Genomic DNA, 24,875 nt, shown 5'->3' on the forward strand with positions numbered 1-24,875 from the left:
GGCGATCCCGTCGTCATACCTATCGGGATAAGCTACTACACCGCCGGCATATTGCCGGCGGTTCCGTTTGTAGCTGCATCGACGCTGTACGGCACGAAACGCACAATCTCATCGCCTGCCCACTCGTTAAACGCCGTGAACTGCGTCTGTAGCGGCGCGATTTCGTTACGACCGAACACGCGGGCCGCCGTGTCGGCGGCGCCGAACCCGCCCGTATTGCTCGGCACGATGCCGAGCAATTGTGGCGGCACACGATGTGCGGCGAGCAAGTCGTCGCGCGTGATGTTCTTGATGTTGAAGAACTCGTCTTTCGCGGCCACTTCTGACACCGGGATCAACTGCATCCCATCCTTGTTCCCGCCCGGCGCGTAGTAGAACAGGTTTCTGAAATTGCCCGGCCCCTTCGCGCTCTTCAACGCATCGCGCAGCGCGTCGATATCGTCCTGCCCGGCCTTGTCGTCGGTCAGGTAGAGGATGAAGCCGGCATGACTCCCGTTCTCGTAGTAGCGGCGGCGGAACAGCGTTGACGACTCGTTCAGCATGGCCGCGTGAAGCGAGCCGAGATATTCCGGCACGCCGTAAATCTCCTGATTCACGTCGGCTTCGATCAGGTGATGTACAGCGCCAGGGTCGAATTCGTGCACGGCCTGCCAGCCGTTCGTTTGCACGTAGGTTTGCAGGTCGGTACGTCGTCGCATGTATTTCGCCGGCGGCGGCTCGTATCGCATGACGCCGCCGACACGGTTGCGCACTGGCGCCTGATAGCCGTTCCCGAAAATAAGCCAGTCGAGCGCCCATCGGCGGAACGATTCGCGGCTCATAAGTGGATGCGGGATGAACGTTGACGCGAGCACGTTCCGTTTGAAGTAGATCGCCGACGCGTGATGTGTACCGGATCGGAAAATCTTTGACAGGCCCGCGAAGCTCACGGGCGGCTCATACCATCCGTTGATCGTCACAAGCTCGGCATAGTCCAGCAGTTCGGCCCGGCTCATGATCGGCATAGGATCGCCGAACGTGAAAGCGGTCGACTGCGCCGGCCGCGACGTATCAGCCGCGCTCGGGGTAGTGTTAGCGTGCTGCGCGCGCGTCGTGTGTTTCTTCATGAGTAAATCTCCACCTTTCCTTTTTTGCGTGCCGCAGTGCCTTCTAACGGCTCGTTCGAAATCGCGTGCAGGACGGCCCATGCAAGGTCAGCATGGCCGGTTTCCTCGCTGCGCGATGCCTCGTATGTGACGTTTCGCCCGCTCGGCGTGACGGTCTTTTTGATCGCCATGAACGCGGCGGCCATATCCGTCCATCCGGCGTCAAATTGCAGCCGTGCATTGCCGACGACGGACAGCCCTTTGAGCACGAGCCGGCCCTTTACCTCTGGCGAATAGTTGAACGCGACGGCGCGCGGATAGAACTGCTTCACGAGCTGATACACACCCTGACCGATGCCGGTCGTATCGATCGCCATGTAGTCGACGCGGTATCGATCGGTGATTTTCTTGATGGACTCGGCTTGCGCCTCGAAATCCATGCCGCGCCATTGGTGCTTTTCGAGCACGCGGAACGGGCCGCCGTCGACGATCGGCGGCGCAACGACAACGCAGCCGGCGCTATCGCCCGACAGCGCCGGGTCATAGCCAATCCAGACAGGTTGGTAGCCGAACGGGCGAGAAGGTGCTGTCAGCGGCTTGAAGTCCTCCCACAACTCCCAGGAATCGACCATGCAGCGCTGTAGGTTTGCGAGCGTGAAAATTGACGCGGTATCGTCGATGAACTGGCACATCAACAGATTCGCGTATTCCTCGGCGCTGTACTCGTGCCGCAGTTCGTCGAGGTCGAACAGCGTGCAACCGGCGCGCGCGGCATCCTCGACCGTGACGATCTGGCGCCACTGCCGATCCTCGCAGAGTCGGCCGAGCGACAATGCCTTGTGCGTGACCTCGAAATGGATGTGATCGGCCTTCGCACGGCCGCGATTGATGTGCGCGCCACTCCAGAATGGGAACGCTTCGTGTCCGATGCTCGACGGCGTCGAGAAATACGTCTTGCGCCATTGCTTGTGCATGGCCATGCCCGACGCGACCTTGTTCAGTTCCTTGAATCGCGGAACCCAGAAATACTCATCGAAATAGAAGTTGCCGTGATAGCTCTGCGCGGTGCGTGCGTTCGTGCCGAGAAAGTACAGAATTGCCTCGTTCGGCAACACGATCGGATCGCCGGTCAATTCAACGTCGGCCGCCTCGCGCGCAAACTGCGTGATGTACTGGCGGAACACGTGCGCCTGTGCACGACTGGCCGACAGAAAAATCTGATTGCGGCCGGTATCGATCGCGTCGGCCAGCGCTTCGCGAGCGAAGTACCACGTTGCGCCGATCTGCCGCGATTTGAGAATGTTCCGCGTGCGCTGATGCCCGTTCCGGAACCAGACTTTCTGGTAGTCGAAAAGCGAGTCGCGGAACGCTTCGAGCAACCGGTCGCGCTGCTCGTCGCTGAACTCGTTTTTCGCCGGCTTGCGCTTAGGCGCTTCATTGCGTGCGGCGATATTCGGGTTTAGGTCGCCTTCTTTTCCAGTCTCGCCGTATCGACGGATGCGTGCCGCGCGTTCGAGCTGACGCATCAAAAGATCGATTTCTTTGTAGTCGCCGCCGTTCTTTTGATCCTTGGCGATCAGCGAATTGACGCGCATCTCGATTGTCGACTCGACGGTATCGAGCGGGTTTGCCTTGGCCCATCCATCACGCTGCTTCCATGCCTCGACCGTCGCGCGCTTGATTCCCATGTGACGCGCGATCGACGACACACGCCAACCCTGGAAAAACAGGGCGCGCGCAGACTTACGCGGGTCGATTTCGATAATCGGATTGTCGGCGGTATTGAGCATGCCGAAAGCGTAACGGTCGTTCGCGCGCGCGCGCATGGCCGGCATTTGTATACAGGGAGACGACAGGGGCTAGTCGTTGAGCGTCGGCGGGCAAACCGCGAACATGGCATCACACGAAACGCTCACCCAATCACCTGTCGGAGTACACACGATGTTCAAACGTAAGTTGTCGCTTCTCGCGATCGCTGTCGGCTCGATGGCATCGCTTTTCGCGATCGACGCGCATGCAGCAGCGACGGCGGTCGGCGCAGGCATTCAACATGCCGACGTGCTCGGCGGCATCGGTGCGGCTGGCGCCGCCGCGTTCGGCATCGGTTCGGTGGCAGGTGTCAGCGGCACGCATGCGACGACGAAATGGTTTCGCGTCGCAGTCGAAGGTGCGACGACCGACGGCCGTACCATCGAGCGCGAATGGATTCAGCAGATGGCGGCGCAGTACGACCCCGCACTGTACGGCGCTCGCATGAATTGCGAGCACATTCGCGGCTACGCACCTATGTCGGCGAATCAGCCGTTCGGCGCGTATGGCGACGTTACCGGGCTCAAGTCGGAAGAAATCGCCGATGGTCCGCTGAAAGGCAAACTCGCGCTGTACGCGCAACTGAAACCGACGCAAGCGCTCATCGACATGGTGAACGCGAAGCAGAAGGTCTACACGTCGGTCGAGATCGATTTCTCGTTCGCTGACACGAAGCAGGCATATCTCGTCGGCCTCGCCGTGACCGACAGTCCGGCAAGCCTCGGCACCGAAATCCTGACGTTCGCGGCCGGTCGAGGCGCGGAAAACCCGTTCAACGCCCGGAAGCAACGCCCCGAAAACCTGTTTTCGGCGGCCGAAGAAACGGTGATCGAATTCGAAGCCGCGCAGGCGCCCGGCGTCGGCCTCGCCGTGTTCAAACGCGTCGGCGAAATTCTCGGCCTCGTGAAAGAGAAGGGCGCGAGCGACGACAAGCGCTTTTCCGACATGACGCAGGCCGTCGAAGCACTCGCGACGTTCTCGAAGGATCAGTCGACCCGTGTCGACGAACTCACGACGAAGGTTTCGTCGCTCGATACTGCCCTGACGGCCGAGAAGGCAGCACACGCCGAAACGGCCCGCGTGCTGGCCGAGCTGAACGCCAATCTGTCGACGCAGCCCGGCGGCAACCAACGACCGCCGGCAACCGGCACGAGCGCCGAGCACAAGACCGACTGTTAAGCGGTCGCGTCGACACCTGAACGGCTTCACCCCTCATCGATTCGGAGAATCACCCATGCGCAACGAAACCCGGCTCGCGTACAACGCTTACGTGAAGGCGATCGCCGACCTGAACGGCGTTCCCGACGCGAACACCAAATTCACGGTCAGCCCGTCCGTACAGCAAAAGCTCGAGAGCCGCATTCAGCAGTCGAGCGCGTTCCTTCAGCGGATCAACATGATCGGCGTCGACCCGCAAAGCGGCGAGAAAGTCGGCCTCGGCATCGGCCAGCCGATCGCGAGCACGACGGACACGAGCAAGCAGGATCGCGCGCCGATCGATCCGACCAGCCTCGACAGCAACGGTTACGTCTGCACGCAGACGAATTTCGATACGGCGATTCGTTATTCGCGCCTCGACGCGTGGGCGCACCTGCCGGATTTCCAGACCCGCATTCGTGACGCGATCGTGCAACGCACGGCGCTCGATCGCATCTGCGTCGGTTTCAATGGCGCTTCGCGGTCGGCCACGTCCGATCGTGCGGCAAACCCGCTGCTGCAAGACGTGAATGTCGGTTGGCTGCAGAAATATCGCCTCAATGCGCCCGATCGCGTGATGCACGAAGCGGTCAAAGACTCGAAAAAGGTCAAGGTCGGCAACGTCGCCGGCGCCGATTACAAGAACCTCGACGCGCTCGTGATCGACGCGCTTCAACTGCTCGACGAGTGGTATCGCGACGATCCGTCCGTCGTCGTCGTGATGGGTAGCGGCCTGCTGCATGACAAGTATTTCCCGCTCGTGAACGGCGCGAACGTCGCGACCGAACAGGCTGCGCTCGACCTCGTCATCAGCGGCAAGCGCGTGGGCGGAAAGCAGGCGGTTACCGCCCCGTTCGTGCCGCAAAACACGCTGATGGTCACGCGCCTGGACAACCTGTCTATCTATTTCCAGAACGGCGGCCGCCGCCGCTCGCTGATCGACAACCCGAAGCGCGATCAAATCGAAAACTACGAGTCGAGCAACGAAGCGTATGTCGTCGAGGACTACGGCTGTGGCGCGATCGTGGAAAACATCGAAATCGAGCCGGTAGCCTGACCATGACCAGCCCCGCACGCCGACACCAACAGCGCATTCGCGCAGCGCAGGCGGCCGCCTCGGTGGCGCCCGGCCAATCGCTCGCCGGCGCGAGCCAGTACGAGCTGATGCTCGTCAAGCTCGTGACCGACAAGCGCCGGTTGAAGTCGATTCAGTCCGTCGCTCGAAAGGTCGAAGTGAAGCGCGAAGTGCTGCCCGAGTACGACGCATACGTGTCGGGCGCGCTCGCCGGCGGGCGGGGCGGTCAAGACGATGTGCTGATGACGGTCATGATCTGGCGCATCGATGCTGGCGACTACGTCGGCGCACTCGATATCGCTCGCTATGCGCTGCATCACGGCTTGACGCTGCCGGATCAATACGAGCGCTCGGTCGGCGCAGCGGTTGCAGAAGAATTCGCGACGGCTGCATTGGTCGCGGCGAAGAACGGCGAGCCGTTCGTCATCGAGCACCTTGTCGAAATTCTCGACCTGACGGCCGACCTCGACATGCACGACCAGATTCGCGCGAAGCTGCTCAAGGCGATCGGCATGACGGCGATGAACCTCATCGGCGACGACAAGCTCGACGGCGCCGAAGATTGGGGGCGCGCGAGTCAAGCCGTACAGAACTTCAAAGCCGCGCTGTCGCTCGACGACCGCGCCGGCGTGAAACAGAACATTGCTCGACTGGAAGCCCTGTTGAGCGATGCGGACGGCCGCCGCAAGGCCGCCCGCACGTAAAGAGCCCACCCGGCAAGGCGGCGCCGGCGTTCCTGATCCCTACACCTGACGGCAACGGGACACGAACGCCGGCCCACCGCCTCCTATATTTGAGTCACGGTCATGAGTAGCTTTATCGCCCCCGCACGAACGACCACGGAAGGCGCACCGGGCGCCGTCGCGACGGTCGCGAACGATGGATGGTTTCCTGACATCGACATTGGCGATCTGCGCGAGTCGACGAAGCTCGACGGAACCGTGACGGCCGAGCGCCTACGACGCGCCGTGATCGAGGCGATATCGACCGTGAACGCCGACCTTGCGCAGTGGCGGTCTGTACAGGTTGCGGCCGGTCATGCCGGCCTCGCGTCGGTGCCGGCGCCGACGGTCGACGGCGTCAGCATCCAGGTATCCCGCTACGAGCGCGCGGTCTACAGCCTGACGCATGCGGATATCACGGAGAAATACAGCGGTTACGACTCGACGAAGTCGGGCGGCCAGAAGGCCGAAAACCTCGACGAAACGGTTTGCCAATCGCGACGAAACGCGCGATGGGCGATGAACGACATTCGCGGCATTCGCCGCAGCACGATCGATCTGATCTGAACGGCGGAGGACTCACGATGCTGACGCAACTTCTCGCATGGATTCAGGGCGCACGCTGGCGCCGCTCGCTGTCGCATTGCCTCGAAGGGCTCGCGATTCAGGTTCCGATGACGCTCGCGACCGGCAACGTATGGTTTGGCGCGGCGTCGGTCGTCGTCTGGTACTGGTCACGCAAAACCGCAGAAGTGCAGTTTGCTGCGAAGGGCGCGGCGTCGACGGTCACGGTGTGGAACGTCGGTCTGTTCCCGTGGCAGTGGGACGGATGGAAAGTGCTTGATGTGCTGATGCCGGCCGCCTCGTCGTTCTTGCTGGCCGCCGTCATCGCGATCCTTCAGCGATGAACGTCGCCGCGCAGCAGGGCGACACGGTCGATCTGATCTGCTGGCGCTACTACGGCCGAACGGATGGAACGGTCGAGGCAGTGCTCGAAGCAAATGCGGGCCTAGCCGATTACGGCGTCGTCATCCCAATGGGGACGATCGTCTACTTGCCCGAAATCGAAACCGTCGCGAGCACGGCGCCGCTCGTGCAATTGTTTGATTGACCTTGGGAGAGCTGGCGAAATGGCCGAACCGAATACCACTACCGCCGCAGCGCTTTCGGCCGCGATCGGGGTCGCGGGCCTCGCGCCGGGCATCGACGGTAACGCGCTGATCGGCGCATTCACCGGCGCGGCGCTCGTCGTCGTCACATCGAAGGAAATCGGCGTGTTCACCCGGATCGCGTACATGCTGATTTCGCTGGTGATGGGCTATATCGCGGCGCCGGAAATCGTCAACGTGACGCCGATCCACTCGACCGGCGTCGCAGGCTTCTTCGCGGCCGCACTCGTCATCACGGTCACGTTGCAGCTTATCGACCGGCTGAAATCGGCCGACCTGCTCGCGTTCCTCAAAAAAGGGGAGTGACAGTCATGCACATTTCATTTGCCGTCGTTGCGCTCGCTGCGCACTTCGCCTCGCTCGTGCGTGTGCTGACCTACCGGCGAAACGGTGCGCGCCATCGATATCACGTGTCTTGGGTTGCATGGGCGATCGTCGTCGTTTCCGGCGGTGCATCGATCAATCTGACCCTGCACGTCGAGCAAGTCGATTTCTTCGATGCGGCGACCGCCGCGCTGATCGCGCTGTTTGTGTTTGCGTCGCGTGGCAATGTCGCGCGGCTTTTGCGGAGTGAACAATCATGAAAACGCATCGCCTCGGCGATTACGGCGACGATGTCGGGCTGCTGCAACGGCGTCTTACCCGTGCGGGTTACCCGGTCGACGTGACGCACGTCTACGATGACGCGACCGAAGCGGCAGTCAGGGCCATCCAGAAGCAAACCGGCCTCGTCGACGATGGTATCGCCGGGCCGAAGACGCTCGCCGCGATTGCGACCGGCCGGCGCGATCCGAAGCACCTCGCCGACGCCGATATCGTGAGCGCGGCCGACCGGCTCGGCGTGCCGGTCGCATGCGTGCGAGCGGTGAACGAAGTCGAGTCGACCGGTTTGGGCTTCTTGTCCGGCGGACGACCGAAAATCCTGTTTGAACGCCATATTTTCTGGAAGCGCCTCGAAGCGCGCGGCATCGATCCGGCGCCCATCGCGGCGAAGTACCCGAATATCTGCTCGCAGGCGACCGGCGGCTATCAGGGCGGCGCCGCCGAATACACGCGACTCGCGGCCGCCGAGCTGATCGACGCCGGCGCCGCATACGAATCGGCGAGCTGGGGCGCCTTTCAGGTGATGGGCTACCACTGGGAACGGCTCGGCTATTCCAGCGTCGACGACTTCGTCGCGCGGATGGAAAACGGCGAAGGCGATCAACTCGACGCGTTCGTGCGCTATGTCGCGGCCGATCCGGCGCTCGTCGCGGCGCTCAAGGGGCGCAAGTGGGCGGTGTTCGCGCGCGGCTACAACGGCCCCGGCTACGCACGGAACCTGTACGACGTGAAGCTCGCGCGGGCATATGACAAGTACGCCGACGCGGCGAAGGCGGTCGCATGAATCCGCTCGCCGTGAAGCTCGTCGCCTGCGCGGCCGCGCTCGCGCTGCTCGCGGGCGGTGCGCTCTACGTTCGCGCGCTACGCGCCGAGTTGGCGGTCGCGCGTGCTCAGGTTGTGTGTGCCGGTCAGGCGGTCGCAGCGCGCGACAGCGTAATCGGCACGTTGCGGCAGGATGCCAGCGACAAGGCGCACCAACAGCAACAACTCGACGTGTCGACTGACAAGGTCGCAACGAAGCTCGCGGCCGCACGCGAAGAAATCCGCAAGGTGATCCATGAAAACCCGACTGTCCGCTCGTGGGCTGATACTCCTTTGCCTGCTGACGTTGTCCGCCTGTCAGCAAGCCCCGCTTACACCGGCGCCGACGCTTTCAGTGCTGCAATGCCAGCCGATCAGCCGATGCACGTTGCCGGCGATGGCGCCGCGCACTAACGGCGAGCTGCACGACGCATTCGAAGCGGCTAAGGGCGCGTGGGGCGTGTGCGCGGCCAAGGTCGACATGGTGGTCGACTGCCAGGCGAAGGCGCAGGCGAGAATCGACGCCGATATCGGGACGGCGAAGCATGAATAAGCCGGGGAGCCTCCGCGCTGCGATCGAGGCGGCAATCCCTCGGCTCGTGGAAAGCCCGGAGCGGTTGACGGTGTTCATCGATAACGGCTCGCTCGTGGCAACCGGCGCGAAGGGCTTGTCGTTCGAATATCGGTACGTGTGTCATGCACTGCTGCTCGACTTCTCGGGCGATGCCGATGCACTGTTTCTCGCGATCATCGAATGGGTACGAGCGAACCAGCCCGATCTGGTGCTGAACCCCGACGAGCGCGCACACGGCATCACATACGAGATCGACATTCTCGACAATGAAACGTCTGATGTGTCGATCAAGCTCCAACTTACCGAAAGCGTCGTCGTAAAGGTCAACGACAACGGCTCGCGCACAATCGAGCACGTCGACGATTCGCAGCATCCGGACGAAATCACGTGGACGGGGCAGCCGTGGACGAACTGAGCGTCGTCGAATCGTTCCTGTCCGGCCTGCTCACGCGCCTGGAACCCGCCGGCAGGGTTGCAGCCATGCGCGACATTGCGCGGACGCTGCGTCGCAGCCAGCAGCAGCGCATCGCCGGCCAGAAGAACCCAGACGGAACGGCATACGACGCCCGTAAGGCACGCGCGAAGCCCGGCGGCCGGCAACGCGACAAGCGCGGCCGCGTCAAGCGGTCGGCGATGTTCGTCAAGATGCGCACGGGACGATTCTTGAAAGTCGAGACGGATGCGACCGGCCTCGCGATCGGATTCGACGGCCGCGTGGCGCGGCTTGCACGTATCCACCAGTTCGGCGAGCGCAGTCGCGTCGCGCCGGGCGGCCCGGAATACAAGTACCCGGCGCGCGTGCTGCTCGGCGTGACCGACGTCGATCGCGAGCTGATACGCGACATGTTGCTCAAGCACATCACGAAATAGCCCCAACCGCCGGGGCTTTTTTGTACCCGCGACGCTCACACGGGGCGACGCTCGCCTCGCGCGCGTGCGGCCGGCAACATGGCCGGCATGGACGCTAACGAAATTCAGCGACAGGCGCGCAACGCCGTTCGCAAGGGCTCAATTCTCGACGTAGACCACGGCGCGGCGCTTTGCCGTGTGTCGGTCGGCGATCCGGACGACGAAATCGGCTCGCTCCAAACGAACTGGATTCCTTGGTTCGCACTTGCGGCCGGCAACACGCGCGACTGGCGCGCGCCGACCAAGGGCGAACAGGTCATGCTCCTATGCCCAATGGGCGACCCCGCGCAGGGCGTCGCGCTCTGCGGGTTCTACTCCGACGCATATCCCGCACCCGACCATAGCCCGAATACCGACGTGCGCACATACCGCGATGGCGCCGTCGTCGCATATGACGATGCCGCGCACGTGCTCGGCGTCGACCTGCCGGCCGGGGCGACCATCAACGTGACGGCGCCGGGCGCGGTCAACGTCAACACTCAAACCGCAACCGTCAAGGCTGACCGAGTCATGCTCGACGCCGACGTGACCGTAACGCGGTCAATGACCGTCGAAGGCCCGTTCACGTTTGAATCCGGCATGACCGGCCGGGGCGGCGCTGACGGCGGCCAGACGATGCGAATCGACGGCGCGGCGGATTTCACCGGCGAAGTGAAGTCGCAGGGGATCAGCCTGCCGCATCACACCCACCGCGAACAGGGCGACGGCAACGACGTGAGCGAACCGAAATGAAAGGGATGAACGCGACAACCGGCCGCGCTATCGCCGACCTCGATCACCTGTACCAATCGGTCGGGAAGATCATTTCGACGCCGCTCGCCGCGTGCGTGAAGCGCCGGACGTTCGGTTCCGATCTGTTCGGGCAGGTTGACGCGCCGAACAACGGCGCCGAGCGAACGCGCCTCTATGCGGCGATCGCGACCGCACTGATGCGCTGGGAGCCGCGGCTCGTGCTGACCCGCGTGCAACTCACGATCGAGGATGACACCGTCGGCGAAGCCTATGCCGGAAAGCAGTTCGTCGATATCGAGGGGTACACGACCGTTTCCGGCGACGCCGTGCGCGCGCGTATTCCGCTGGACAGAGGGAATGTTGCATGACCACGTCAGCATTGATCGACCTCGCGAGCCTGCCGCTACCGGACGCGCTCGAAGTGCTCGACTTCGAAACGATCTACGCCACGCGTAAGGCGGCCATGGTTTCGCTCTGGCCGGCCGACGAACAGGCCGAGATTGCCGCGACCCTGGAACTGGAATCAGAGCCGCTCGCGCGGCTCCTGCAGGAAAACAGCTATCGCGAGCTTGTGTGGCGTCAGCGCGTAAATGATGCCGTGCGCGCGGTGATGCTCGCGTTCGCGATGGGGAACGATCTGGAACAGCGCGCGGCGCTGTTCGGCCTCATGCGCCTCGTAGTCACGCCCGCCGATCCGGCGAACAACGTCGACGCGGTCATGGAAACCGACGACAGCTTGCGCGAGCGAATCCAGCTCGCGCCGCAGGGATTCAGCGTCGCAGGCCCTTCGGCAGCGTATGTCACGAAGGCGCGCGCGGTCGACGGTCGCATCATCGACGCGCAGACCTCGCGGCCGCGACCGGGCGACGTGCTCGTGTCGTTGCTGTCGAGCGAGGGCGACGGGACGGCATCGGATGCCCTGTGTCAGGCGGTTCAAACCGCGCTGAGTGCGGAAGATCAACGGCCCTTGAACGATACGGTACTGGTGAAATCGGCCGAAATCGTGCGCTATCGCATTCGCGCGAAGTGCTACACCCGGACAGGGGTCGGTGCCGATGTTCTGATCGCGCAGGCAAGGAAAAACGCGCAGGCATACGCGGACAAGGTGCATCGAATCGGGATCGGCGTCGCAGAGTCGGCGATCAAAGGCGTATGTCAGGCCGCCGGGCTTTCGCGAACCGAATTGATCGAACCCGTCGGCGATATCGCGATCGACCGCACGCAAGCGTCGTATTGCGTCGAGGTCGTCATCGAATACGGCGGACTGTATGCCTAAGCTCCTGCCGCCCAATGCGACGACGCTCGAAGTGCGTACCGCGAACGCGCTCGCGGCGGTCGACACGTTGCCGATACCGATTCGCGACTACTGGAACCCGGACAAATGTCCGGCATCGTTCCTGCCGTATCTGGCGGCCGAAGTGTCGGTCGACGGTTGGGAGCTGGCTGAATCGGACGACGCCCGGCGCGCGCTGATCAAGTCCGCGATCCAGTTGCACCAGAAGCGCGGCACGCCGTGGGCCATTCGCGAGGTAATTCGCCGCCTCGGATTCGGCGAAGTGACGTTGATCGAGGGGCGCGGAATTCGTCGTCGAGACGGATCGGTACGGCGCAACGGCGATTACATCCACGGCGACCCGACGGCGTGGGCGCAATACATCGTAAAGCTGACGCAGCCGATTACCCGCGATCAAGCAGAAAACCTGAAAGCCGTCCTCGAGCGCTATGCACCGCAACGCTCGATGCTGGCCGCGCTCGACTACCGTGCGGCGCCTATTCGACACAACGGCATTGCGAAGCGCAACGGCCAGTACAACAGAGGGAGTGCGACGTAATGGCAAATCTCGCGGAAAATTCGAAGTGGGAAGAGGGGATTTACCAGCTCGAAACGTCCGACCCGGTCGTTGGCGGCCCCGATGGTATAGACAACGTACAGCCGCGCCAGCTCGCGAACCGCACGCGTTACCTGAAGGATCAGCAAGAGGCGCACGCAGCGGCGGCGAATCCGCATCCGCAATATGCAAAGAGCGATTCGCCGGCCTTCACGGGTTCGCCTCAGACGCCGCAGGCCCCGCAGTTCGACAACACGACGAAGGTCGCGTCGACCTCGTTCGTGCAGCGCGCGCTCGGCAACTTTGCGAACGTACAGGTCGTGAATGGCGTTGACACCGTGCTCAACGCGAGCGCGTTCGGTTGTGCGGTCCAGTTTGGCGGCACGTCGTGCACCGCGACGTTGCCATCGGGTAACGGGGCCAATGCGGGCAGCGCGATCCATTTCTACGCGCAAGGCGGGGTCGGACAGACGTTCACGATCAAGGCACCCGCCGGCGGATTCATCTATGCGCCCGGCGCGGGATTCGGCACATCGAACACTTCAATCACGCTCGGGCCTAATGACGCCGTCATCCTCGTGAACCGTAGCGGGGCCGAATGGGACGTTATGGGCGGAACATGGGTGCTCACGAACGAAGCGATCGCTTTCAACGGGAAGCAATCCAGTGTGACACAGCCGCAGTTTGACAGCGGAGACAAGCTCGCGACGACAGCGTTTGTGCAGCGCGCACTCGGCAACTTCCAAGCGTTCAGCGCCTACACGTCAAGCCAGACGCTGAAAGCAGAGCAATCCGGGACGGTGGTCAACTTCTGGGGTGGCGCGGCGTCTACCTTCACGCTGCCGGCGTGTTCCGCCATGCCTCCAGGTGGGGCATTTCTGTTCAACAATTCCGGCAGTGCGCCGGTAACGGTGGCGCGCGCGGGCTCGGATACGATTCTGTGCAACGGCAACAATAGTAACGTCGTCGTCAGCCCGAACGACAATTTGCTGTTGGTCGCCATTCCGTCGAATCAGTGGATTGCGACTGGCGGCAGTGCTCAATTGAAGTACTCGACGGCACTGTCGGGTGCGAATTTCACGACGGCACCCCAGTTTGACAACAGCACAAAGCTCGCGACGACAGCCTTTGTGCAACGCCAAGGCTTGAAGGCGACCGGCTTCGAGGTGTACACGGCGACCGCGACATTACCGAGTTCCGTCTGTGGCGCCGTGATCTATACCGGCGGCCCGGCGGCATTCACGCTGACGCTACCCCCGGCCGGGGGCGTACCGGGCGGTGCTCGCATCGAAGCCTATAGCATGTGCGTCGGAGCCGTTACGTTTGCCGCGCAAGGTACGGACACGATCCCGGCGGCCGGTTCGAAGATTGTGATGAACAGCGGCGACACGATGGCGCTGCAATCGAACGGAATCGACCATTGGGAATTGGTCGGCGGTTCGGTATCGCTGCCGTATTCCTCGGTAATGTCCGGTGCAAACTGGAGAACCGCACCACAATTCGACAGCTCGAATAAGCTCGCGACGACGGCCTTTGTTCAGCAGGCGTCGGGGAATTTCCAGACTCGCAAATACATCAACGGCTCGGCCACACTCGCGAATTCCGACTCTGGATCGTGGGTTGAAGCGGGCGGCACCGGGCCGTCTGCGATCACGCTGCCCGCTCCGACGACGAACAATATTTCGTTCACGATTACAAATGTGACCTCAAACGGCACTGCCGTGACAATATTGACGCCTTCCGCGAGCATCTATAACCAAGCGTCGGCGGCATCGACGTTCTTGCTCGATGTCGGCGCAACTGTCGAACTTACGTCGGATGCATCCAATTGGACGGTTATCAGCCACTACACGCGTAGCCCGGTAGCCCAGACGCCAGTACAGTTCGACAACTCGTCGAAGCTCGCTACGACGCAGTTCGTTCAACGCGCGCTCGGGAATATCTCCGGATTTGCGGCGCTGAACGCCAACACGACACTTACGGCCGCACAGGCCGGGCAGGCTATCCAGTGGTATGGGGCCGGTGGCGGAGTGCTTACGCTTCCTGCGGGTTCATCCATGCCGAATGGCGGCGTACTGACGTTCATGAATTTCGGAACGGGGCCGATCACGGTCACAACGCAGGGCGACGACTTCATCTGGTCCGCTGGGAAGGTTCAGCCGGTGACGTTGCAGGTCGGTGACTCGCTCGTGCTCGTTTCTCGGGGCGTTTCCGAATGGGATGTCACTGGCGGTAGCGCGGCAATTCAGTTTGCGCAGAGTCGGGGCGTCACGGCATCGCAGTTCGACAACTCGACGAAGCTTGCGACGACGCAGTTCGTCCAGCGCGCGTTGGGCAACTTCTCGGGTGTTGTTAACCTTTCGCCAGTTCGAGCCTTGACCGTTGCCGACCTCGGCAAGCAGGTGAATTACTTCGGAGCGGCGGACGGAACCGTATCCCTGCCGCCTGTGGCCTCCATCCCGGCCGGGCAGGGGTTTTGGATCACCAACACGGGCGCCGCGCTGCTCACCGTGGCTTCGAACGGCTCAGACACGTTCGCCGGCACGTCCGGCACGTCGTCTCTGCCGGTAGGCATCAACGACAATATCTACATCGTGTCGTCGGGGTCGGGCAGCACATGGCTGGTGTACGGAGGTTCGGCGCAGTTGAAATACACCGGATCGTTCAACGCATCGCTCGGCGGCAACGGCTACCAAAAGCTGCCGAGCGGGCTGATTATCCAGTGGGGAAATGTCTCCGTGCCCGCAAATTCGAACCCGATGATTGCGTTTCCGGTGGCGTTCCCCAATGCATGCCTGTCGCTCGCATGCGCTTCCGACGACGCCGTCGCGAATGGCACGCTTTACCGATGGACGGTCGGCGGTAAGTCGAAAACCACGTTCGTGGCGGCCAATAACTGGAACGGGACTATCTCCGGTTCGTGGATCGCAATCGGATTCTGACAAGGTTGAATTGAGGCTAGTGCTATGGGACAGAAGCAAGCTGAAATGGACGCGAATCGCCAAATCGTCGCGTTCTACGACACGGTTGACAGCCCCGCGCCGGCGGGCGCCGTCGTGATTGATATCACGGACGAGCAATGGCTCGCACTCGTCAATGCGCAGGGCGCCGGAAAGCGCCTGTGCGTCGACGCGGAAGGCGCGGCCGTCGCGCTGGCCCCTCTGCCGCCAACGCGCGAGCAATCGGCCGAAACGAAACGCATGCAACGAGACGCGGCGCTGACCGCGACGGACTGGCTTGTCGCGCGACACCAAGACGAGTTGGTGATCGGCGAAGGGACGACGCTGACAGCGGCGCAGTACGCCGCCGTCATCAAATACCGTCAGGCATTGCGTGATATCAGCGATGCCAAACAGTGGCCTGATATTGACCTGCCGGCGGCGCCGGATTTCCTGACTGCGATCGCCTGATCGCGTCATTTCCACCTTTTCAATTGGAGTCTGCAATATGGCGCTCGACAGCTATCACCACGGCGTTACCCTCGTCGAAATCAATCAGGGATCGCGGCCGATCCGTTCCATTTCGACGGCAATCCTCGGCCTCGTGTGTACGGCGAAGGATGCCGACCCGGCGACGTTCCCGCTCGATACGCCCGTGCTCATCACCAACGTTATCGCCGCGCTCGGGAAGGCCGGAAAGCAGGGCACACTTCGTAAGGTGCTGACGGCCATCGGCGCGCAAACCAAGCCGATGACCATTATCGTCCGCGTCGCCGAAGGCGCCGACGATGCGGCGACCACGTCGAACGTTGTCGGCACGGTGACGGCCGAAGGCAAATACACGGGCCTGAAAGCGCTGTTGACGGCGCAATCGAAACTCGGCGTGAAGCCGCGGATTCTCGGCGCGCCGTTCCTCGACACGCTGCCTGTCGCGAATGCGCTCGTGACCACCGCGAAGGCGTTGAAGGGGTTCGCCTACGCGTACGCCGCTGGCGCGAAAACGAAGGAAGAGGCGACCGCGTACCGCAAGCAGTTCGCCGCGCGCGAACTGATGATCCTGTGGCCGAACTTCCTTGCGTGGGACGATACCGCCAACGCGACCGCCGAACTGTCGGCCGTCGCGGTAGCGATGGGTCTGCGCGCGAAGATCGACAACGATATCGGCTGGCACAAGACCCTGTCCAACGTTGCCGTCAACGGCGTGACTGGCATCAGCGCGGATGTGTCGTGGGATTTGCAAGACCCGTCGACCGATGCCGGCTACCTCAACGAACAGGACGTTACGACGCTGATCAATCAGAACGGCTATCGATTCTGGGGCTCGCGCACGTGCTCAGACGACCCGCTGTTCGCGTTCGAGAACTACACGCGCACCGCGCAGGTCGTCGGCGATTCGATCGCGCTCGCGCAGATGGTGAACGTCGACGGGCCGCTGAATCCGTCGCTGCCGCGCGACATTATCGAGAGCATCAACGGGAAGTTTCGGCAGTGGGTTTCGCTCGGCTACCTGATCGGCGGCTCGTCGTGGTTCGACCCGGAGCCGAACACGACCGACGTGCTCAAGGCCGGTCAGGCGTACATCGATTACGACTACACGCCGGTTCCCCCGCTCGAAAACCTCACACTGCGCCAACGCATTACCGACCGCTATCTCGCCGACTTCGCATCGAAGGTCAACGCCTAACCGGCGCGCGAAACCGCACATACAGGAGTAAACGAATATGGCATTGCCGCGAAAACTCAAGGGATTCAACCTGTTCCAGAACGGCGAGAACTTCGTCGGGCAGGTTGCGGAAGTCACGCTACCGAAGCTGACGCGCAAGATGGAAGACTGGCAGGGCGGCGGCATGGGCGGCCCGATCAAGGTCGATTTCGGCAACGAAGGCATTCAGATGGAATGGACTGCCGGCGGCTTCATGAAGAGCGTGTTGCAGCAGTACGGCATCACGCAGCACGACGGCGTGCTGCTGCGCTTCGCCGGCGGCTATCAGGCCGAAGACTCGGCGAGTGTCGATTCGATCGAGATCGTTATCAAGGGCCGGCATAGCGAAATCGATCCGGGATCGGCGAAGGCGAAGGAAGACACCTCGTTCAAGGTGACGACGGTCGCGAGCTACTACAAGCTGTCGATCAACGGCGAGGAAATCATCGAAATCGACTTCGTCAACATGATCGAGCGGATCAACGGTAGCGACCTGCTCGCGACGCTGCGCACGGCAATCGGGCTGTAACTTTTTGCCTCGGCCGGAGCTACCGGCGAGGCAGTCATCTATCGATCATTCGAGAGGAACACCATGAAAACGAACCAAGCCGCAAACACGGAAACCGTACTGCCGGAAGCGCAAAGCCAGGATGACCCGAACACGCTCACGCTCGACACGCCGCTCGTGCGCGGAAGCCAGACGATCGACCGCATCACACTGCGCAAGCCGAAGTCGGGCGAGCTGCGCGGCGTGTCGCTGTCCGACCTCGTGAACCTCGACGTTGTCGCGCTTTCGAAGGTGCTGCCGCGCATCAGCGCACCGACGCTGACGGAAGCCGATGTGGCCAATATCGACCCGGCCGACCTCGTTCAATTGGGAGGTATCTTCGCTGGTTTTTTGATGCCGAAGGCCGTGAAATCGAAACTGGGCTACCAGACCGAATAGAAGACGCGATGGCGGATATCGCGACCGTGTTCGGCGGTTGGACACCGCCGATGATGGACGCATTCACGCTGACTGAACTGATGGACTGGCGCGAGCGCGCGCGTGTTCGCAACGGAAGCGAGTAACGATGGACAACGCCCTGAAACTTCGCGTCGTGTTCGACATGATCGACAACATGACGAAGCCCCTTAAAAATATGCTGGCCGGTAACAAGGGGCTTGCCAGTTCGCTGAAAGAGACGCGCCGCGAGCTGGCCGAAATGGGGAAGACGCAAAAGAGCGTCGGCGAGTTTCGGCAGATGCGCACGGGGCTCGCCGCGACCGCGTCGCAGCTAGGCGCGGCGCGTGGTCGAGTCTCGGAGCTGGCTGGGTCGCTGCGTGCGTTCGGCCCGCCGTCGCGGCAGATGATCGCGGACTTCGACAAGGCGAAGCAAGCCGCCGCGCGGCTGTCGGCCGAACACGAGAAGCAATCCGCACGCGTGAAGGCGTTGCGCGATCAGCTTGCCGGTGCCGGCATCAACACCAGAAACCTATCGCAGCACGAGCGCGATTTGCGCGCGAGCATGGCGTCGACAAACGCGACGATCAGCGACCAAATGCGCAGACTCGGCGAGCTGGCTGACCGCGAAAGACGCGTAGGCGCAGCACGGTCGAAAATGCAGGCCATGCAGGGCGTCGCGGCAGGGATGGCCGTCGGCGGCTACGCGGCGAAGTCAGCCGGCGGGCATATCCTCGGCGATCTGGTCGGCACCCTCGACGAAGCGAAGAAAATGCAGAACGAGCGCGCGCGCATCACGGCGTTCGGGCTTGGCGATCAAGCGACGAAGGATGCTGAAAAATACGTTCGCGCTATGAACACGATGGGCGTCAGCACGTCCGACAACATGACGTTGATGCGTGACGCGCTTTCCATCTTCGCCGACGAGCATCACGCGCAAATGGTGATGCCGACGCTGTCGAAAATGAAGTTTGCGAACGACACATTGTTCGGTGCGGAAGACGCGCATGCGAACGAAGAGAAGTTCATGAACATGCTGAAAGTGATCGAGCTGCGCGGCGGCACGAAAGACGAAGCGACGTTCAAGAACGAAGCGAACATGGTGCAAAAAGTCCTGTCGGCGACCGGCGGCCGCGTCGGCGGCGACGAGTGGCGCAACTTCATCCAGACCGGCGGCGTTGCAGCGAAGCAGATGCGGCAGGACGCGTTCTATTACCAGATGGAACCGCTCATTCAGGAAATGGGCGGCCATGGCGTCGGCACGGGCCTTATGTCGGCCTACAGTAACGCGTACCAAGGTAAGACGACGAAGCGGGCCGCGAACCAGATGATCGCGCTCGGGCTGCTCGATCGGAAAAAGGTTGTCGATACGAAAATCGGGACGATCAAGGAAATCAAGCCGGGAGCGCTGACCGGCGGCGATCTGTTCAAGGCGTCGCCGCTCGAATGGCTCGAAAAAGTGTTCCTGCCGAAGCTGGCCGCGAAGGGGATCACTGATCCGGACAAGGTGAAAGACATGATTTCGACGATCTTCACCAACCGGACGGCATCGAATCTGTTCACGACCATGTACATGCAGCGTGACCAGATTCATAAAAATGAACGCCTGAACAAAGGCGCCTACGGCATCGACGATGCGCACCGACTTGCAAAAGAGCAAATTAATGGCAAGGAAATCGACGTCCTATCGCAGTTGAGAAACGTTCGAACCGAAATCGGCGAGAGCATCGCACCGATGTACAACGCGGCATTGGACAAGACGCGGGCAATTCTCGAGCGGCTGCTCGGCGCGATCAAGCGGCATCAGACCGCCGCGAAAATCATCCTGTCGGTTGCGGCCGCATTCGGTGCGCTGCTCGTCGTGGCCGGGTCGCTCGTGATCGTGCTCGCCGGCGTGCTGGGGCCGTTGGCCGTGCTGCGTTTCAGCATGACGACGCTCGGCATGCGCGGCGGCATCCTGTCGCGCGTGCTCGACAACAGCGCCGGCGCGTTCCGTCGCATGTCGGGCGCCGCGTCGGGCGCCGGCAATTCGGCGCAAGCCGGCGCGACGCGCATTCGCGGCGCACTGTCGAGGGCGTGGCAGGCATCGTCACCGCGCGGCGCCTGGACAACCGTTCGCGACTATGTGAAATCCGTCGGTCAGCGCGTGCCGGCCGCGTGCCAAGCAGCGAAGGAATCTGTAAAAAAGTGGGGCGTATCCGCCGGGACGGCGCTCAAGGATGGCATCGGCGCCGCGCGACAGTACACGGTTCAACTCTGGCGCGCAGTAGCAGCGCAGATGGCCGCCACGCGCGCGGCGGCCGCGTCACGTTGGACGATGGCGCGGCAGTACGTCGCGCGGCGCGGCGCGTCAGGCGTCGCGGCCGATGCTGCAAAGGGCGGCGTCAGTCTCATCAAGGGCGGCGCCGCCAGCGCGATCAGCGGCGTAGCAGCCGCATTCGCGGGGCTCGGGCAAACGCTGATGTTTGTCGGTCGACTCGCACTGATGAACCCTATTGGGCTCGTCATTACCGCGATCGCGGTCGCCGCGCTGCTGATCGTCCGATATTGGGAGCCGATCAAGGCGTTTTTCTCTGGCTTCTGGCAAGGGCTGACGGAAGGGCTTAGGCCGCTCGCGCCGCTTTTCGGTCGCGTGTTCGGTGTCCTCGGCAGCATGTTCGCTCCGTTGAAACCCGTGTTCGATTGGCTCGTGGACGCAATCGGGAATGTGTGGGGCTGGATCAAACGTCTGTTGGGGCCGGTCGATACCAGTAAGGAAAGCCTCGACGCCGCGACCAACGCAGGCAAGGGCTTCGGCGCATGGCTCGCGAACATCGTCGTCGTTGCGGCCGAAGCTGCCGGCCGCTTCGTCGAATTCGGCGCAAACATCATGTCGGGCCTCGTCAATGGCATCAAAAACGGGCTCGGCTCGGTGAAAGACGCCATTACGGGCGTCGCGGATTCGACCGTGTCGTGGTTCAAAGAAAAGCTCGGGATTCATAGCCCAAGCCGCGTTTTCGGGGAGCTGGGCGGATTCGTCAGCGAAGGCGCAGCGATCGGCATGGAAGGCGGGCAGGGGAAGGTAGCGCGTGCGGCCGTCGCGCTCGCGACTGTTGCGACAACGTCATTCGGGATGCCGGCACTCGCGGCCGACACCGCGCTCGTGCGGCCGACCGTGCCGATCGATCGGCGCCCGCCGCTGGCCGCATCGTCATCGACCGCGGATAGTGCTGTCGCGTCGGGGCCGATCACCATCAACATCTATCCGCAGCCGGGTATGGACGCGGCGGAAATAGGCCGCATGGTGCGCGCAGAACTGGAACGGCACGAGCGCGCGAAGCAGTCGCGCATCGGCGCGCGGCTGTCTGATTGATAGGGGAACGAAGGCCATGATGCTGTCACTCGATCAGTTCGTTTTCAGCTTGCAGACTGCGCCGTACAAGGAACTGCAACGACAACGGAACTGGAAGCACCGCACAAGCTCGCGGGTTGGAACACGCGACGCCAGTCAGTACACCGGCGCGGGCGACGACACGATTACGCTTAACGGTATGGTTGCGGCCGAGAATGGCGTCGGCGCGATCGCGTCGCTCGACGAGCTGGCCCGTATGGGCGATGTCGGCGATGCATATGCGCTCGTCGACGGATCGGGAACGATCTACGGCGCATACATCATCGAGAGCCTAAACGAAACGGCGACGTATCACACGCCGGCCGGCATCGCCAAGAAAATCGAATTCAACCTGACGTTGAAGCGCGTGACCGACGAGACGCTCGCGGCCACACAGGGCGACGGCAGCGAGTCAGGGAATTCGGCAAAGGAACTGTTGAACGACGTGCGCCAGGTCGTGAAGGTTGCGACGACCGTCGTCGACAACGTCAAGAACCTGTCGATCAATTCGATCAAATCGGCCGCGATCGGTGTCATCGGCAGCATGGCGCCGCAAGCCGCCGCAGCAGCAGTCAAAGGCTTGTCGACGGCAACCGGGCTTGAACTCGACGAGGCAATCAAGGCAGCGCGGCAGATTTCGACGATGAACGGCGATTCGATCGGCAGCGTCGTGCAGTTCGTGCTTGGCAAGGTGTCGGGGGACGCATGACGGAAGCAACGACGCAGCCCGCGCGCAAGCAGCCGCAGGCAGACTATCGCATCACGCTCGACGGGCGCGATATCTCGCGCCTGTTCGCGCCGAATCTCATCAGTCTGACGCTGTCGGAGTCCCGAGCGGAAGAACCCGATATGCTCGATCTCGTCTTGGACGATACGAAAGGCACGTTCGCCATTCCGAAGCGTGGCGCCGATATCAAACTGTCGATTGGGTGGGTTGGCGAGTCGCTTATCGACAAAGGGGCGTTCACTGTCGACGAAGTCGAGCATAGCGGGGCGCCGGACATTCTGACGATCCGTGCGAAGTCAGCGTCGATGACGAACAAGATGCACGAGCGCCGCGAGAAAAGTTGGCATGGCGTGACGATCGCGGGCATCGTCGCTGCAATCGCCGGCCGCCATGCATTGAAAGCGAAGGTCGAGACGAAGATCGGACAAATTCGGATCGCGCATATCGACCAGACGCACGAGAGCGATATGTCTTTTCTCACGCGACTGGCGAAGCGTTACGACGCGGTCATGACGGTCAAGGATTCGAATTTGCTGTTCATGCCGATCGGATCGGGAAAGACCGTGAGCGGAAAGGCGCTTGCCGTGCTCAACCTGACTCGCGCGTCAGGCGATCAGCATCGGTATCACATCGCCGAGCGCGAGAGCTATCAAGCCGTGCGCGCGCACTACCATTCGAACACGAAGGGCAAGCGAAAATCTGTCGTGGTCGGCGGAGAGAACAACAAGAATGTGAAGGTGCTACCCGAAGACTATGCGACCGAAACGGAGGCACGCGCGGCGGCACAAGCGGAGCTAGCGCGCGTGAAGCGCAGTCAGGCGACTATGTCCTACACGCTCGCGCTCGGCCGTGCCGACCTGTTTCCCGAAATGCCCGTGACCGTGGCGGGGTTCAAACCGGATATCGACGAGACGCCGTGGCTCGTGAAGCAAGTCACGCACACGATTACCGGCGACGCTGGCTTCACGTCTGCGCTCGAACTGGAAGTGCGCGACGATCCGACGACTGATCGGCATCGCACGCATTTCCGCAAGCGTAGCGCGTAACTACCCCCCGAGACGCGACCGCCACGCGTGCAATATCGAATGCGGCCGACCGACGCGGCGGGCCTCGTCGAAAGCCGCGACGGCCATTCCCGCGAGCACTGCCGCATGCGGAAACACAACGGGTTTTGCGTCTGCGTCGCTCCATCCAAAATCAGTATTCCAAAATGGCGCGAATAGGCCGATACGCGGCATGTTCACGCCGCGCGGATCAAAGTACATACGTGTGCGGGCGAGGGCGTGAAATTCGGCATCGTGGCGCCGCTTGCCGGCGTCAAACTCCATGATCGCCGCTCGCTCGACGAAGAACTCCCATACGTTGTCATCGTCGCGGTTCACGGTCGGCACTAGCACTGTATAAATATACAGTATTTGCGTGTCGCCGCGTTGTGTCAACGACCGGCGCCGGGCGGGCGCGCAGAAATGAAAAAGCCCGCTGGTGCGGGCTTCGTGGTGTGTTTTCCCTGCGGCTTACTTGCTGCTGATCGCTTCTCGGTTCGTCCAGTATTCCTCTGTCTCGCCTTCGCGGCGAAGTTGGATCACACCGCCAAGGATCGGCACATCGCCGAGATAGACCGTCTGCCCGGTACGGAACAGGGTGCAATTCCCGGCCTCGATCGCGCTGACGGCGGCCTTCCTGAACGCGGCTTTGTCGAAAGACATGATCTTGTAGAAACGGTCCTTGGTATCGCAACCGAACCACGTCCCGTCCTTGATGTGATACGCGGTCGGCGCAGCCACTGACGCGGATTGAGTCACGAACGCCGAAATGCAGACGACAGCAAACACACCGCATGTGCGACGTACCCCGGAAAAGGTCATGGATTGTCCTTTTTGTGTTGTGGAAATGAAAGCAGCAGCGTAACACAATGTTACAGTTAGCTTTCTCTACGGTGGTAAGCAGGCGGACCGACACCCGTCCATAAAGGCCCGCTGCGCCACATGCGCGGAAGCTCGACCGCCAGGACGCGCCATTGAGCGAGGACGGCCGCGAACGTGCCTTCGCGCTTGGCTCGCCGAATCTTGTCGACGATATTCCAGCCTCGCACGTAGTGCGTGAAGCTGCGTTGGCTTGAGAGAAAATGCGACGCGTGGACGCCGACCCATGCGAGCAATTCGTCGGGAAGAACGTCGGGTGACGCCGGGTCGGGCTCGATGTTCGCTATGACGGCGGGTTGTTCGACCGTCGACGCGGCGCCAGCACCGGCGGCCGGCGCGCTGGCTTCGGACGCGAGCAAGCGAAGAAGCTCGATACGGTGCCACGGGATCGGCGAACGACCGGCGACGTAGTTTCGGACGGTGCGAGTGCAGCAGCGGAGCGACTGAGCGATTCGAGCGATGGACAGACCGTCAGTGAGCGCGAGGAAATCGGACAGCGCGCCGTGACGGTGGTCGGCGGCATTCATAAGCGTTGCGGGATGCGAAACTGTGTAAGAGATTGTAAGTATGTTTACAAACAGTTTCATTCAACCTGACAGAACTACCGGTTTTGCTAGCGACTCAACTTGACATAACGTGAATTATCGGCGGTTTGTGTGTAGGTCCCAAGTTCAGATGTCGCGTTTCCGCTAAATAAAAATGTCGTGTTTTGGCCTGTAGGTTGATCGTCTGCACCCTTGGGAGCGCCGGCGATGAACGCGACTGGG

Annotated in this window: 30 protein-coding genes and 1 pseudogene; 26 read left to right on the top strand and 5 right to left on the bottom strand. The window is 62.1% G+C overall.

What is annotated here, in order from left to right; genetic code table 11:
* Window positions 1–35: 35 nt before the first annotated feature.
* Entirely contained in the window at window positions 36–1,106 is a 1,071-nt protein-coding gene (locus tag G3N99_RS05185) for a phage portal protein (protein ID WP_206121823.1), read from the bottom strand.
* Window positions 1,103–2,875 (bottom strand): terminase ATPase subunit family protein, encoded by a 1,773-nt coding sequence (locus tag G3N99_RS05190; RefSeq protein WP_206121846.1) that lies wholly within the window; start codon window positions 2,873–2,875, stop codon window positions 1,103–1,105. Before G3N99_RS05190 ends, G3N99_RS05185 begins: the two co-directional genes overlap by 4 nt.
* 151 nt (window positions 2,876–3,026) lie before the next feature.
* On the opposite strand from G3N99_RS05190, the gene G3N99_RS05195 reads away from it, so the two are divergent.
* From G3N99_RS05195 to G3N99_RS05320, 26 genes and pseudogenes are all read left to right on the top strand, one after another.
* Window positions 3,027–4,073, top strand: a complete 1,047-nt coding sequence (locus G3N99_RS05195; protein ID WP_241011483.1) for a GPO family capsid scaffolding protein — start codon at window positions 3,027–3,029, stop codon at window positions 4,071–4,073.
* A gap of 55 nt (window positions 4,074–4,128) precedes the next feature.
* Window positions 4,129–5,148, top strand: a complete 1,020-nt coding sequence (locus tag G3N99_RS05200; protein WP_091919560.1) for a phage major capsid protein, P2 family — start codon at window positions 4,129–4,131, stop codon at window positions 5,146–5,148.
* A 62-nt stretch (window positions 5,149–5,210) separates the two neighbouring features.
* The gene (gpM, locus tag G3N99_RS05205) at window positions 5,211–5,870 is read left to right on the top strand and encodes a phage terminase small subunit (protein WP_346778470.1); all 660 of its coding nucleotides are present in this window, start codon (window positions 5,211–5,213) and stop codon (window positions 5,868–5,870) included.
* A gap of 102 nt (window positions 5,871–5,972) precedes the next feature.
* A complete protein-coding gene (locus tag G3N99_RS05210; RefSeq protein WP_206121824.1) occupies window positions 5,973–6,455 on the top strand; it encodes a head completion/stabilization protein in 483 nt (160 codons plus the stop codon).
* Window positions 6,456–6,472: 17 nt separating this feature from the next.
* Window positions 6,473–6,796, top strand: coding sequence for a hypothetical protein (locus G3N99_RS05215; protein ID WP_206121825.1), 324 nt, complete (start codon window positions 6,473–6,475; stop codon window positions 6,794–6,796).
* Entirely contained in the window at window positions 6,793–6,999 is a 207-nt protein-coding gene (locus G3N99_RS05220) for a tail protein X (protein WP_206121826.1), read from the top strand. Before G3N99_RS05215 ends, G3N99_RS05220 begins: the two co-directional genes overlap by 4 nt.
* A 19-nt stretch (window positions 7,000–7,018) precedes the next feature.
* A complete protein-coding gene (locus G3N99_RS05225) occupies window positions 7,019–7,363 on the top strand; it encodes a putative holin (RefSeq protein ID WP_206121827.1) in 345 nt (114 codons plus the stop codon).
* Window positions 7,364–7,368: 5 nt separating this feature from the next.
* Complete coding sequence (locus G3N99_RS05230) at window positions 7,369–7,641, top strand: phage holin family protein (protein ID WP_206121849.1); 273 nt, start codon at window positions 7,369–7,371, stop codon at window positions 7,639–7,641.
* Window positions 7,638–8,444: an N-acetylmuramidase family protein gene (locus G3N99_RS05235; RefSeq protein WP_206121828.1), complete on the top strand. Its 807-nt coding sequence runs from the start codon at window positions 7,638–7,640 to the stop codon at window positions 8,442–8,444. Before G3N99_RS05230 ends, G3N99_RS05235 begins: the two co-directional genes overlap by 4 nt.
* Window positions 8,441–8,875: an Rz-like lysis system protein LysB gene (gene lysB, locus G3N99_RS05240; protein WP_206121829.1), complete on the top strand. Its 435-nt coding sequence runs from the start codon at window positions 8,441–8,443 to the stop codon at window positions 8,873–8,875. Before G3N99_RS05235 ends, lysB begins: the two co-directional genes overlap by 4 nt.
* Window positions 8,769–9,014, top strand: coding sequence for an Rz1-like lysis system protein LysC (gene lysC, locus G3N99_RS41785; RefSeq protein WP_241011484.1), 246 nt, complete (start codon window positions 8,769–8,771; stop codon window positions 9,012–9,014). The genes lysB and lysC overlap by 107 nt, the downstream gene beginning before the upstream one ends.
* On the top strand, window positions 9,007–9,450 hold the full coding sequence (locus tag G3N99_RS05250; RefSeq protein WP_206121831.1) for a phage tail protein: 444 nt from the start codon (window positions 9,007–9,009) through the stop codon (window positions 9,448–9,450). The genes lysC and G3N99_RS05250 overlap by 8 nt, the downstream gene beginning before the upstream one ends.
* On the top strand, window positions 9,423–9,905 hold the full coding sequence (locus G3N99_RS05255) for a phage virion morphogenesis protein (protein WP_346778471.1): 483 nt from the start codon (window positions 9,423–9,425) through the stop codon (window positions 9,903–9,905). The genes G3N99_RS05250 and G3N99_RS05255 overlap by 28 nt, the downstream gene beginning before the upstream one ends.
* A gap of 87 nt (window positions 9,906–9,992) precedes the next feature.
* Entirely contained in the window at window positions 9,993–10,676 is a 684-nt protein-coding gene (locus tag G3N99_RS05260; protein WP_206121832.1) for a phage baseplate assembly protein V, read from the top strand.
* Complete coding sequence (locus G3N99_RS05265) at window positions 10,673–11,044, top strand: GPW/gp25 family protein (RefSeq protein ID WP_091919536.1); 372 nt, start codon at window positions 10,673–10,675, stop codon at window positions 11,042–11,044. Before G3N99_RS05260 ends, G3N99_RS05265 begins: the two co-directional genes overlap by 4 nt.
* Window positions 11,041–11,952 (top strand): baseplate J/gp47 family protein, encoded by a 912-nt coding sequence (locus tag G3N99_RS05270; protein ID WP_206121833.1) that lies wholly within the window; start codon window positions 11,041–11,043, stop codon window positions 11,950–11,952. The genes G3N99_RS05265 and G3N99_RS05270 overlap by 4 nt, the downstream gene beginning before the upstream one ends.
* The gene (locus tag G3N99_RS05275) at window positions 11,945–12,508 is read left to right on the top strand and encodes a phage tail protein I (protein WP_206121834.1); all 564 of its coding nucleotides are present in this window, start codon (window positions 11,945–11,947) and stop codon (window positions 12,506–12,508) included. Before G3N99_RS05270 ends, G3N99_RS05275 begins: the two co-directional genes overlap by 8 nt.
* Window positions 12,508–15,447: a hypothetical protein gene (locus G3N99_RS05280; RefSeq protein WP_206121851.1), complete on the top strand. Its 2,940-nt coding sequence runs from the start codon at window positions 12,508–12,510 to the stop codon at window positions 15,445–15,447. The genes G3N99_RS05275 and G3N99_RS05280 overlap by 1 nt, the downstream gene beginning before the upstream one ends.
* 24 nt (window positions 15,448–15,471) lie before the next feature.
* Window positions 15,472–15,915 (top strand): phage tail assembly chaperone, encoded by a 444-nt coding sequence (locus G3N99_RS05285; RefSeq protein ID WP_206121835.1) that lies wholly within the window; start codon window positions 15,472–15,474, stop codon window positions 15,913–15,915.
* Between the two features lie 37 nt (window positions 15,916–15,952).
* Window positions 15,953–17,128, top strand: a complete 1,176-nt coding sequence (locus tag G3N99_RS05290; RefSeq protein WP_206121836.1) for a phage tail sheath protein — start codon at window positions 15,953–15,955, stop codon at window positions 17,126–17,128.
* A gap of 37 nt (window positions 17,129–17,165) precedes the next feature.
* Window positions 17,166–17,675, top strand: coding sequence for a phage major tail tube protein (locus G3N99_RS05295; protein WP_091919524.1), 510 nt, complete (start codon window positions 17,166–17,168; stop codon window positions 17,673–17,675).
* A 63-nt stretch (window positions 17,676–17,738) separates the two neighbouring features.
* A complete protein-coding gene (locus G3N99_RS05300) occupies window positions 17,739–18,092 on the top strand; it encodes a phage tail assembly protein (RefSeq protein ID WP_206121837.1) in 354 nt (117 codons plus the stop codon).
* An 8-nt stretch (window positions 18,093–18,100) separates the two neighbouring features.
* Window positions 18,101–18,217, top strand: coding sequence for a GpE family phage tail protein (locus tag G3N99_RS05305; protein WP_091919520.1), 117 nt, complete (start codon window positions 18,101–18,103; stop codon window positions 18,215–18,217).
* Window positions 18,218–18,219: 2 nt separating this feature from the next.
* Entirely contained in the window at window positions 18,220–21,441 is a 3,222-nt protein-coding gene (locus tag G3N99_RS05310; RefSeq protein WP_206121838.1) for a hypothetical protein, read from the top strand.
* Window positions 21,442–21,457: 16 nt separating this feature from the next.
* A pseudogene (locus G3N99_RS42515) lies at window positions 21,458–21,844 on the top strand (phage tail protein); the annotation flags it as partial.
* A gap of 320 nt (window positions 21,845–22,164) precedes the next feature.
* Window positions 22,165–23,232 carry a phage late control D family protein gene (locus G3N99_RS05320; protein WP_206121840.1) on the top strand — a complete coding sequence of 356 codons (1,068 nt, stop codon included), beginning with the start codon at window positions 22,165–22,167 and terminating at the stop codon, window positions 23,230–23,232.
* Here G3N99_RS05320 and G3N99_RS05325 read toward each other — a convergent pair whose 3' ends face one another.
* The 3 genes from G3N99_RS05325 to G3N99_RS05335 all read right to left on the bottom strand — a co-directional run bounded on the left by G3N99_RS05325 (window position 23,233) and on the right by G3N99_RS05335 (window position 24,635).
* Entirely contained in the window at window positions 23,233–23,568 is a 336-nt protein-coding gene (locus G3N99_RS05325; protein WP_206121841.1) for a hypothetical protein, read from the bottom strand. It abuts the gene before it with no gap.
* A gap of 132 nt (window positions 23,569–23,700) precedes the next feature.
* Window positions 23,701–24,051 (bottom strand): hypothetical protein, encoded by a 351-nt coding sequence (locus G3N99_RS05330; protein WP_206121842.1) that lies wholly within the window; start codon window positions 24,049–24,051, stop codon window positions 23,701–23,703.
* Window positions 24,052–24,107: 56 nt separating this feature from the next.
* Window positions 24,108–24,635 carry an IS21 family transposase gene (locus tag G3N99_RS05335; RefSeq protein WP_206121843.1) on the bottom strand — a complete coding sequence of 176 codons (528 nt, stop codon included), beginning with the start codon at window positions 24,633–24,635 and terminating at the stop codon, window positions 24,108–24,110.
* Window positions 24,636–24,875 lie beyond the last annotated feature (240 nt).

The sequence above is a fragment of the Burkholderia sp. Ac-20392 genome (assembly GCF_017104585.1).
Lineage (GTDB): Bacteria > Pseudomonadota > Gammaproteobacteria > Burkholderiales > Burkholderiaceae > Burkholderia > Burkholderia lata.